Source organism: Mesorhizobium sp. M0340, from assembly GCF_040321535.1.
Lineage (GTDB): Bacteria > Pseudomonadota > Alphaproteobacteria > Rhizobiales > Rhizobiaceae > Mesorhizobium.
Genome location: NZ_JAMYRR010000005.1, coordinates 21,168 through 32,952 on the forward strand (window position 1 = coordinate 21,168; position 11,785 = coordinate 32,952).

The 11,785-nt window shown below is 58.3% G+C and carries 7 protein-coding genes; 1 reads left to right on the top strand and 6 read right to left on the bottom strand.

Going from position 1 to position 11,785, the window contains the following annotated elements:
* Positions 1 to 40 precede the first annotated feature (40 nt).
* The 5 genes from NKI79_RS08935 to NKI79_RS08955 form a co-directional block, all read right to left on the bottom strand.
* Entirely contained in the window at positions 41 to 2,266 is a 2,226-nt protein-coding gene (locus tag NKI79_RS08935) for a mechanosensitive ion channel family protein (RefSeq protein WP_352801146.1), read from the bottom strand.
* Between the two features lie 437 nt (positions 2,267 to 2,703).
* Positions 2,704 to 3,774 (bottom strand): adenylate/guanylate cyclase domain-containing protein, encoded by a 1,071-nt coding sequence (locus NKI79_RS08940; protein WP_352801148.1) that lies wholly within the window; start codon positions 3,772 to 3,774, stop codon positions 2,704 to 2,706.
* Positions 3,775 to 3,777: 3 nt separating this feature from the next.
* Positions 3,778 to 4,269, bottom strand: coding sequence for a Rab family GTPase (locus tag NKI79_RS08945; RefSeq protein WP_254818889.1), 492 nt, complete (start codon positions 4,267 to 4,269; stop codon positions 3,778 to 3,780).
* Positions 4,270 to 4,284: 15 nt separating this feature from the next.
* Complete coding sequence (locus tag NKI79_RS08950; RefSeq protein WP_352801150.1) at positions 4,285 to 6,942, bottom strand: OmpA family protein; 2,658 nt, start codon at positions 6,940 to 6,942, stop codon at positions 4,285 to 4,287.
* A gap of 7 nt (positions 6,943 to 6,949) precedes the next feature.
* Complete coding sequence (locus NKI79_RS08955; protein ID WP_352506856.1) at positions 6,950 to 7,615, bottom strand: DUF3450 domain-containing protein; 666 nt, start codon at positions 7,613 to 7,615, stop codon at positions 6,950 to 6,952.
* A 536-nt stretch (positions 7,616 to 8,151) separates the two neighbouring features.
* On the opposite strand from NKI79_RS08955, the gene NKI79_RS08960 reads away from it, so the two are divergent.
* On the top strand, positions 8,152 to 11,007 hold the full coding sequence (locus NKI79_RS08960) for a trifunctional glycosyltransferase/class I SAM-dependent methyltransferase/polysaccharide deacetylase (RefSeq protein ID WP_352801152.1): 2,856 nt from the start codon (positions 8,152 to 8,154) through the stop codon (positions 11,005 to 11,007).
* 86 nt (positions 11,008 to 11,093) lie between these two features.
* On the opposite strand, the gene NKI79_RS08965 is transcribed toward NKI79_RS08960, so the two are convergent.
* Positions 11,094 to 11,774 (bottom strand): redoxin domain-containing protein, encoded by a 681-nt coding sequence (locus NKI79_RS08965; protein ID WP_254818884.1) that lies wholly within the window; start codon positions 11,772 to 11,774, stop codon positions 11,094 to 11,096.
* Positions 11,775 to 11,785: the final 11 nt, after the last annotated feature.

The following is an 11,785-nucleotide window of genomic DNA, read 5'->3' on the forward strand; positions in this document are numbered from 1 at the left end:
CGCGGAAAGCGACGCTGTGACCGGCAGGTGTCACAGCTTTCTACTCCGTCGTGCTAGCTTTTTTTCTGCGCCGATTGGTGTGCGACTGCGCGACGGCCATTTTCAACTCGGGTGTGAGCTCCAACGGCGCATTCTCTGCCCCATGTGGGTTCTGTAGCCCCTGGACCTGGACGGTCGGAAATGGGAGTTCGATGCCCTGCTCCTTGAAGACCTGGCGCAGGCGTACATAGAACTTGCGTTTCATACCGAAGGCGCCTCCCGGTCTGGTTGTGGCCTTGACCCTCAATACGATGCCGTATTCCCCGAACTCCTGCACGCCCTGCATCTTGATCGGGTCGAGCACCCAGTGTTTGAACTCTGGATCTTCCGCCAGTTCGAGGCCGATCCGCTTGATCAGCTTGCGAGCGAAGTCGATATCGGTGTCATAACCAACGGTGATGTTGAATTTGTCGATAACCCAGTCACGACTCTGGTTCTGGACTGCCCCGAGTTCACCGAAAGGTATCGTGAACAGCGGACCACGATGGTGGCGCAGCTTCACCGAGCGCAGCGAAAAGCTTTCCACAGTACCCTTGTAATTGCCCGATGAAATGTATTCGCCGACACGGAACGCATCATCGAGCAGGAAAAACACGCCTGAAATGACGTCCTTGACGATGGTTTGTGCCCCAAAGCCCACGGCGACGCCGACGACGCCAGCGCCGGCGATCAGCGGGCCGATCTGGATACCCAGCGAGGCGAGCATCATAAGCACCGCCATCACGATGATCGATGCGAGCAGAATGTTCTGGAGGATCGGCAAGAGCGTGTGCAGCCGCGCCTGCTGCGGATCGAGGACCGGAACGTCCTCGTCGCTGATCACAGGGTGCGGTGTTTCGATGCCCAGCTTTCGTTCAATCAAAGCTTTGATGATCGACCAGCCGAAATCGGCTGCTAGGGCAATGACCACGACATTGACCAAGCCGCGCAATATGAACGTCGTCGTCGTATCGCTGTCCCGCATGGATTGCATGTCCAGACCCCAGACACGTGCGAGAAAGTAAGCCGCCGCCAGGATGAAAATCATTCGGATTGCGCGATCGATGACAGCGATCGTCACCGCCGGGATCGTAGGCCGGCCGACATCTTCCGAACCTGGCCGCAGAACGAAATTAACCCCGCGCTGCGTCATCACGATTGCAAAAGGCAGGAAGAATGCGGCGAAGGTAAACCAGAAGTATGTATAAAGGCCGGCGATGCGCTGCAGGAACAGGACGACGAAATAAGCAGTCAATAGCCACGTCGCTTCCGTGTGACCGATGTGGCGCGCACCGTCTCGCTGCGTTCTTGGCCGACGCCAAATGGCAAGCAGCAGGAGCAACAGCAGCACGAAATCGGCGCCCAGTGACAGGACCATCATTCCGTCCTGATCGATGCCGAGACCTGGCAGGAGGATAAACGCGGCGCCGAAGAAGGCGAAGACGCCGACGATCCAGGGTAGCCAAAAGGACCAATGGTCAGCCGCTTCGTTGGTGATCGGCAAAGCACGAACCTCGACGGCGTTCTCGACGTTCATGAAGGAAGGGACGAGCATGGCCATGACGTACATGCGCACACCCCATGTAACGACTGCCGCCATCAGAAATGTGAGTACAATCTCGCGGATAAGCATCGGCCAGTCGAACAACATGAATGCGCCGGCGCTGCCCAGTGCGAAAGAGACTATCAGCATGCTGGAATAAAGCAGGCGGCCACCAATCTTCTTGGCTCGCCCAACCGGCGTATCCTTCGGTTGCGCGATAATCCAGAGACGAAATGGGCGGGTGAGCTTGTACGTTGCCCAAGTGAGCGCCAGGCCGGCAGCGATGAACATTGCAATCAGCACAAATACGCCGGCAGGCCCCTTGCTGGACATATCCTCCATTGTCTCTGCCCGAACGCGCGCGAACTGGCTTGGCAGCAAGGGCAAAGTTCGCACGATTCTTTCGATATGATGCCTGATCCCATCGAGCGTCGAGGATGCCATCGTATTCATCGGGCCTGGTGCGGCCACGGCGCCGGACGATGCGTCGGTCGGCGAAGCCCCTGGCTCGGCAGGCGCTCCCGTTGACCCGTCGTCCTGATTTCGCTGTTCGGCCACCCAGGCCTTCACTGACGGATCGTCGAGAAGCTCGAACAGCTGTTTGACCCTTTCAGGCGGGACCGTCGCCGGCGCCTGCGCCTGTGCCTGACCAGCCAACAAAAGGGCGATCCCAAAGACGAGCGGCCTGGCAATCAAGGCAAGCATCGCGGTCAGGTCTCCGAGACGCCGTGCCGGGCGCGCCAGATTCCTGGCCCCCAATCGTCGAGTGATGCGTGGCATCGTGCTGTAACCTTCCGGTCAAATCGGCAAGCAACGACATCTATGTCGGTTGTTGCCCTACCTTGAAGAAACCGATGTTGCGGTGCAAGACGTCATCGTTCCGAGCCGGACCTTGCGCCGGGTACTTGGCGGTGTTTATTTAGCCGCGGGGGCAGGGCATTCCGACCTCGGCCCAGGTCTCCGGCCGTTCTATGAACTGGGCATCGACGTTAAACCTCAGGAACTGATTTCCTGAGCTGACCAGGACAGACCTTTGGCGGTCGCTCGGTGGTCAACTGCTTCGCGCACCGCTGCGGACATTGGAAACCATGATGTTGCTTGAGATGCAATGCGCTTCCGAGTCGGCGCTGCCATGCGGCAAATCAGGCCGGGAGCCGCCACATTCGCACACGACCTGTACCACGCAATTCCGTTTCCGCGAGTGGGTCGCAAGCAAAATTTGGTCCAAGCAGTTGATGAGTTGCATCCGAAATGCGGATTTCATCGGGCTCCGCGGACGTTTGGATACGTGCGGCGAGATTAACGGTGTCGCCCCATAGGTCATAGGCAAACCGCCTTTTGCCTATGACGCCCGCCACGATTGGTCCTGAGTGAATTCCAATTCTGAGTCTTATCGGTTCTCCTGCGAAGCGTTCGCGCTTGACCTCGTTGCGCAGTTCAAGTGCATAGTGCGCAAGGGCTTCCGCATGATCGGATCGCGCGGCGGGCAGGCCAGCCACCACCATTACACAATCGCCGATTGTCTTGATCTTTTCGCAGCCGTATTGCTCCGAGAGCAGATCCGCCGCCTTGAAGAAGTAATTTAAAATAGCGAGCGTCGTTACGGCTCCGACGCTCCGCGCTCTTTCCGTGAAACCGACGATGTCGGCAAAAAGCACACTCACGTCAGCATGGTTGTCTGCAATTTGTTCGTCCGCTTTCAAGCGCTCCGCGATCGACGCCGGAAGAATGTTGAGGAGTAGGGCTTCGGCGCGTTGGTATTCACGCGACAATCCCTCTTGGCTCGCCCTCAACGCCTCGTTCATCGATTGTAATTTCTCGTTGAGTTGACGCTCCCTCTCTTGCAGAAGCGTCATTTCATAAGCCTTCTGTTGAAGCCGCTGCCTATTGTCGCGTTCGGCAGCGGCGTCAAGAAAGAGCAGCCACACGCAGGCATTGTCAGCAAAAAGATGGAGGTCCGCGACACGCCCGCCGGGCAGTTCGACCATGTCCATATCAAATGGAAGCTCCGGGCAGGGCAACAAACCTTCCATGAATTCAAGCTGCTCGGCAACAGGCTTACCTATGCGAACTGACGAGAGTCCGTAATGTTTAACGTTACCGCCCTTCGCAGCTACGCAAAGCTGGGCGTCGATTTTTAGATATGCGACCGAGCGCTCGTTGTAGAAGAAATCGTAAATCCAGCTTCTAACTTCTCTTGGCAAGACATGCATGGTTTATTTGCTGACCATCGAAGCAAGTTGACGAAACGCATCATCAACATGTTCACCAGAAAGCGCACTTGTTAGATAGATTTGCCATCCAAGTTGCCTCAGTTCGTCAATTTCACTATCCGATATTGCCCACCGATCGGCCAGATCGGATTTGTTGAACAGCAATACAAACGGCATAGCGCCGAATTCAGCCTCGGCCCGCTCGCGCAACGTGAGCGCCACGGCAAGAGTAGCAGCGCGTGTTCCATCGACGACAAGCACGAGCCCACTCGCACCTCGCACATAGCTGACGCGGAATGAGCCGATATCGTCTTCGCCGGCCAAGTCCCACAAAATCAGATCCACGGTTTTGTCCGGGAATGCGACACTCTTCTTGTCGATTTTCACTCCCACCGTGGTCAAGTAGGTTTCTGAAAAGATGCTTTGCACAAACCTGCGAACCAGACTCGTCTTTCCGACAGCGAACCCGCCCAACATGCAGATCTTCTTTTGCAATATCCTGGGCTCCGCCTAGTGGAAGTTTACCGTAACCGAAACTCTGCGGTTCGCGGAGCTCCCGGTTCGGCTATTTTCGGTCTCCGCTGGCTCAAAGGTGCCCGCGCCGCGAACCAAGAGCAATTCCGGATCGACGCCGCGTTTCTTGAGAAGCGCACGAACTGTTTCCGCGCGCGCCGCGCTGATCGACAACTTGGCCGTTTCACGGCCCGTCTCGTCCGAATGGCCGGTCAACATGAATTGTGCTGTTACCCCTGCCTTGCGGGCGTCCGTGGCCAATTCCTTCAACTGACTCGCCAATTTGTCGAGAACCGGCAGTTGCTCTGGTCCCGGTACAGCCTTGCCAGAATCGAAGAAAATGCTGACCGTTTGAATAGCCTCCCTCAAATGAGTCAGTTCCGGAGGGGTCAACTCACGCAGCTCGGAGAGTTCTAGAGAGAGTCCGTCCGCGGACAGCTGTTGGGCGGCGACCCGCGCCCGATCTATCCAGGCGGCAGGAGCCTCACCCTGGGCAACGATGCGATCCTTGATGATCGAAAGCCGTACTGAATCCGGCGGAGTCAGCGACGCCATCAGCCGCTTCACCACGAACTTCGGATGAAGGCTTTGATAGAATTGCCATTGCGAATGAACGCGGGCAGGATCGACACCTGTTCCGGACAGCAGAACCTGCGGGTCGGCGGCCTGCGGGTCTCTCAGGCCGGAAATATAGAAATGTCCGCCCCTCGCCGTTTGCTGGGCGACGATGATTCCCGCTTGGGCCTCCAGTCGTGACACATAGGCCTGCCAGTGCTCCGCCGCGCGTGCTTCGGGGCTCACATCACGAACTTTGGAGATGTCGAATTCCGGTCCGCCTGCCGAAAGCTGTCGGGCCGCTGCGCGCGCCCGATCTATCCAGGTGTCGGGAGCCTCACCCTCGGCAACGATGCGATCCTCGACGATCGAAAGCCGAACCGATTTCGGCGGGTTAAGCGACGCTGTCAGCCGCTTCAGCACGAACTCCGGCTCAAGGCTCTGATAGAATTGCCACTGCGAATGAACGCGGGCGGGATCGACCTGCGTACCGGCCAACAGCGACTGCGGGTCGGCGGCAAGAGGGTCTCTCAGGCCGGCAATATAGAATTGGCCATCGCGCACCTTTTGTTCGGCAACGATAATACCCGGCTGGGCCTCCAGTCGCGACACATAAGTCTGCCAGCGGTCCGCCGCGCGTGCTTCGGGGCTCACATCACGAACCCTGGAGATATCGAATTCCGGTCCACCTGCCGAAAGTTGCTGGGCTGCTGCGCGCGCCCGATCTATCCAGGTGTCGGGAGCCTCCCCCTCGGCAACGATGCGATCCTCGACGATCGAAAGCCGTACTGAATCCGGCGGAACCAGCGACGCCGTCAGCCGCTTCAGCACGAACTCCGGCTCAAGGCTCTGATAGAATTGCCAGTGTGAATGAACGCGGGCGGGATCGACCTGCGTTCCGGCCAACAGCGACTGCGGGTCGGCGGCAAGAGGGTCTCTCAGGCCGGTAATATAGAATTGGCCATCGCGCACCTTTTGGTCGGCAACGATGATGCCCGGCTGGATCCCCAGTCGCGACACATACGCCTGCCAGCGCTGCCCGGATTGCCAGGAAAGAAAGAACCAACCGCCTGCGGGAATCAAAACCAGCAGGACTGCAGCCAGGACCAGCCACGGAAATCCCTGGTTTGATTCCTCCTGCTTCAGATCAACGCAGGTCTGCAACTGCGTCTCGACGCCGGCCAACTGCGAACTGTCGCCGTCAAACTGCTCCAGGGCCTGTGAGCATTCATCATGGATGCGAAGCAATACATCGCGAATTATTTCATGTAATTCCTCCGGCGGATTTCCCCGGATCACCGCAACCAAGGTCGCAAACGGCCCAACTTCCGACCAGAGACGAAGCTCCCCGAAACGGATAGTGTCCAGGCCACTCTGTTCTTTCTCGTTAAATGAGTCTTTTACAAAATCCTGAATTGCACTAAGCATCGAGGAAATCAGTTGAGGATCTTCGCTGGTTGCGTTTTCGGCAGTTACATGCTTGATCAAAAGCCCGGAATTGCGGTGAATGAGAAAGACATGTTCTACACGATAGACAAGAGAATGCCTAAGAACAACTTCTGAGAAGCTTGCCCCCGTTCTCCAAGCTTCAAATCTCCACTTGAGCCCATGCCAAGTAAATATATGTCTTAAGGTTTCATTCAGCGACTGAAAGGTTTGGTCGATCTTTTCGCCGATCGACTTGCGAATAGCCGGCAGAAACACCGGGTATAATATATCCGTCAGCGTGCGCGGGCTTTTCTGGATGGACCGTTGCACAGCCCTCTCGACAACTGGCGCAAGGGCCTCGCCGAGTTGCGCATGAGACGCCCGTGCGGCTGCACCGGGGAGGACGCCCCCCACTGCCGCCGCAAGCTGCTCAGGTTCGTCGAGCAGGTGGGTAACTCGTGAAAGCTCCGAAATTTCGCGGCCGACCAGCAACTGGCGAAGCGTTTCCATGCGAGGATCGGCGGTTGGGATTCCGTCGAGACGCGCACGATAGTCCGGATCAACGTTCCGGGCAATTTCGATCAACAGGCGGGCCAGAGCCTCGCGATCAATCTCTGTATCGTTCGAAGCCGCTCTTTTAGGGAGGCTGATTGGGTCGACAGTCGACGTCAAGTTCCCATCAACTCACTTTCCAGGTACGCTCCGAGTTGTTCTTGCTGCCCACCGGATCCTGATTTAGACATTTTGCAACCTCGACAAACAGGCCAGCCAAAAGATTTCGGTCGGTCTTGACATTGCCGAGATCGGAAAACATTTTCTCCATCAGCATCTGAATGCTTTCATTCTTTTGCTTGATTTCCTCACGCAGCAAATGATCGTTTCGATTTATCCGGTCCGCAACTTCCCGCTCAAGCTCGCTCAACTGATCCGACAACGCGCGCACCTGCTTTTCGAGCGCCTGATTTTGCTCGCGAAGATTCCGATCAATCTCCTTATCGGCGTCGGCTCGCGCGTCTTTTTCGTTCCGCAATTGCGCCGCAAGCGAGTCGACCTGCTTCTTTGCATTTGACTCGTACATTTCAAGATTGCGCTTGGCCTCGGATTCGACATCCTTGAAGCGCTGCAAGACCCGTTCTTCAAGCTTGGAAAAGCGGCGGTCATAGTCCTGCATCTGGTTGCCGAACAGCAGATCACGTATCTTGTCGACACCTACAGCGTCGCCGGGAGGCCCGCTCTCGCGAGCCTGGCCCGCCATGAAGTTCAGCCCGCTTCCGTCTGCATTACTTGTCAGATTTGCGTCCGCTTTATTTGCCGAAGAAGCGGTACTCGAAGATTCCTTGGCCATCCCATGCCCCTTCTTTTGACATTGCCACAGCGCTAATTTAGAAACTGATAAACATGTCAGCAAAATAGCCGACCCGCAAGCCGGAATTTTCTCGGCTCAAGTCGGTTCGTGCGTCCCCATTCGGATAGATTTCGACATGCGGCTCGATCCGGATCAGCTTGCGCTCGTGTCTTCGCCCGCGATCATCTCTTTGCAGATGAAATGCGCGAAAGGAAATGCCCAGGCACATCGACCTCAGCTCCAAGCCGTCGGGCATGCGCGCTTGCTATTCGGCCTGTCTTCAAGTCTTTTGCCTGTCTCTAATTCGCCCCGATCTTGACAGGGCAGTGCTGCCATCCGATGCCGTCATCCGGTTTTGACATTCGCCGACTCTTGCCGAAGAAAACGAAAGCTCGATGATCCAGGACAATGCTACCGCAAGGCGGTATGGTACCGATTTTCAATGCCGAGCAAACCGTCGGCGCAACGCTTGCCGGCACGCCAAGAAAGATCAACGCATCTTGTTGTGCCTTTGGACCGGGCGCGGGTAAGACGGCGTGGCGCATGATCCCTTGGTTTCAATCGTGATTCCTGCGCACAACGCGGAGGTAACGCTGGCGCGCACACTCGATTGCCTTCTCGATCAGGAAATAGTGGATTGGGAGGCGATCATCGTCGACGACGCCTCCACGGACCGCACCCCCTCGATCATCGCCGGGTATGTAGAGCACGATGCCCGATTTCGGACGTTGAGGTCGTGCGCGTATAGCGCCGCCGGCGCGCGCAATAGCGGGATTTCGACAGCGCGCGGCCGCTGGCTTATGTTTCTGGATGCCGACGATTGGGTGGATGCCAGCTTCCTCGCCAAAATGCTGGCCGCACTGAAATCCGTTCCCGATGCAGTGGCCGCCTATTGCGGTTCCCGGCGCGTGATGCCCGATGGCGAACTCACCCCGTCGAGCATCGCAACGGAGGTTGCGATCCAGCCCTTCGAGACATTCGCCCGCAGACGTGCCATCGCCATTCACGCGCTGCTGGTCGACCGGGAGACAATTGTCGCGTTGGGCGGTTTCGATGTGTCGCTGCGCACCTGCGAGGACTGGGACCTGTGGCAGCGCCTCGCACGTCTGGGCAAAAATTGGGTGATGGTCGATGAGCCGCTCGCTTTCTATCGGACCAGCCTCAACGCGCTCAGCCGCAATTCGACGCAGATGCTGGCAGATGCTGAAATCGTGATCGCCCGCGGCTTTTCCGCCGATCCCAGGGTCAAACACCCGGCGTCGGCTCATGCCAATGGAGCGATCGAGGCGAACGGCGGCACCGCCTCCGAGGCACTCGCGTGGTTCGCGTTGTGGAACGCCGCGTCGGATTGCGGCAGCGGCTCGCGCTCGATCAACCCGCAGTCCCTGCGCGCGCTCCCGCCAGGACGCAAATGGGCGCGAGAGATCGCCAAGGTGATCTTCGATGGCCTAGCGGTCGGAAGCCTGTCGGTGCCAGCGCAATTGGCTGCCAGGTGGGACAGGTTCGGCGGCTCCCTCACCGAGTTGATCATCGAACTCGGTAAGGTCTGGAACAATCCCGATGCGGCTCGCCGCGTCCAGTATCATCTTGAGCAAATGCTGCTCGATGTCGACGATCTCGCCGCGCCGCGCAGGCTGGCGCGGACACTTGGAATTCGTGTCGACGCGCGAAATCCGACCTCGATCGAAGTGCCGGAAGGAATCGATCAAATCTATGCCTATCTGACGATGGATGGCCAGATCGAGGCTGTCGTGCAATTCGGCGTACTTGGGACAGTGACAAGGGATTATTGGATCGAATTGATCCTGAATGTCGTGCCCCCCGAGCGGCTTGAAGGCCGGTCCGATCCGGACAGTCACTTCGGCAAACTCGCCCAATTGGCCGAGGAAGCGCGGGAGCTGGTTCGGTCGAGCGCCGAACCCGCGGAGCCTCCCCCGGCGCTGCGCCGCGCACGGGCCAGGCACGACAAGGATCGCACGTCGTTCTGGAATGGCTATTTCGCGACCGAGGATCCCTGGAATTACGGTTCGTCCTATGAGCAGGAGAAATATGAGCGGCAGCTCGAAATTCTGCCTGCCGGTCCCATTGGACGGGCGCTTGAGCTGGCCTGTGCGGAAGGCCACTTCACGCGGCAACTGGCGCCGCGCGTGAGCCATTTGACCGCAACTGACATCTCCGCCATAGCCATCGAGCGGGCGCGCGCGCGATGCGGCGATCAGCCGAATGTTGAGTTCGGCGTACTGGATTTCATGGCCGATACGCTACCGGGTGAGATGGATCTGATCTTCTGTTCGGAAGTGCTCTACTACCTGGATGATCTCGCCGAGTTGCAACGCTTCGCCAAGAAAGTCGTTGAGGCATTGGCGCCTGGCGGCAGCTTCATCAGCGCACACGCATTCGTGCTACGTGACAATCCTGAGAGGACGGGCTTCGACTGGAACACATTCGGTGCACAAGCGATCTCGGAGACGCTGGCGGGGACCGAAGGTCTTGTCCTCGAGCAATCGATCCAGACCGAGCTCTATCGCATAGACCGCTTCCGCCGCCTGTCACCAGGCGACGTGGCGATGGAACCAGTCATTGATCATGTGCCAATCCGCGCGCGCATCGATATGGGGGTCGCGCGAAAAATCGTCTGGGGCGGGGCGCGGGCCTTGCGCCGCGACGTCGCACGTAGCGAGCGGCGGCAGCGTATCCCTGTCCTCATGTATCACAGCGTCTCCGATGAAGGTCCGGCCGCGCTCGCCCGTTTTCGGCTCACGCCCGCCGCATTCGCCAGCCAAATGACATGGCTGCGCGCCAATGGCTTTCACGCGATTAGCTCCGAGCAGCTGGAATGGTTCATTGCCAACCGTCAGCCTTTCGTTGGCCGCCCGGTGCTCATCACCTTCGATGACGGCTTCCAGAACTTTGCCGACCATGCCTGGCCGACCCTGCGCGCGAACGACCTGACCGCGGAAGTGTTCCTGGTGACGGACTTGGTGGGTGAAAGTGCACAGTGGGACGCCTACAGCGGCCCGCCGACGCCGCTTATGGACGCCGGGACGGTGCGACGCCTCGCCGGCGAAGGTGCCTTCTTCGGAAGCCATCTGGCGACGCATCGCGCGATCGATGGTCTGTCGAGCTCTGACTTGGCCGCTGAGCTTCTGCGCTCTCGTATGTTCATCGAACGGTGGACCGGTCGGCCAACCGCGGCGTTCGCGGCACCCTTCTCAGTCACCGACCGACGGCTTGGCAGGCTGGCCAAGGAGTGCGGCTATCGAATCGGCTTCGGCGGCAGACACGGGCCGGCGGACCTCGATTGCGATCCCATCGACCTTCCGCGCATCGAAATTCGTGGGGATCGTTCGCTCGATGACTTTGTTGCGGTTGTCGAGGCCGTGCTCGCATGAACCGTGAACTTGTCAGTGTCTAGATTTGTAACAAGTTGGTTCCGCGTTTTGTTCAGCGTCCCGTTCCGCTTACCTCGTTCGCAAGTCTATTGGGCGACTTGGGACACGGCTGACATCAGCTCCTGCGGGCTTGGCGCCCCAAACATGTATCGCCCGCCCTCTGGAACCTCCGTGAAGCTCCAGCGGACGATCCCTTGCCGGTCCAGCAGGAACTGACCGATCAATTGTCCGTGTCCCGTTGCTATCATCTGCTCGTCGGCTTCCGTCAGTTCGTAATGGTCTTTCTTGTTGAGGATTTCGCTGGCCTCAAGAGGATCCATAGGACCGGGCAACTCGCCTGGTATGTCGACCCGCATATCCTTTGCCGCTGCCATCGAGACCTTGTACGGCCAGTTCGTCTCGTTTTGGGTGAATTCGAGATTGGGCAGTCCAAAAGCACGATGTGAAGCACGTTCAGGGTCGGAGGCCGCAAGCAGATTCGGCATCGGATGGTAGCGGAAATAGAGACGCGCCCGTTCGATCGGCGTGTTGACCACCGTCAGGCTCTCCACGCCCTTTTCGCGCAGCTCCGGATCAAGCCGCGCCTGGGCGGCGATATGGCGCCGGCAAAACGCACAATGCAGACCTCGAAACAGGCCGACCAGCACCGGTTTTTGGCCGCGAAAGTCGTCAAGCGCGATCTTGCCTTCCTGTGTAATGGCGTCGAGTACCACGTTCGGCGCACGGTCGCCCGGTTGAAGCGGCACCAAGTCACTACGCGCGGACATTTCCAACCTCC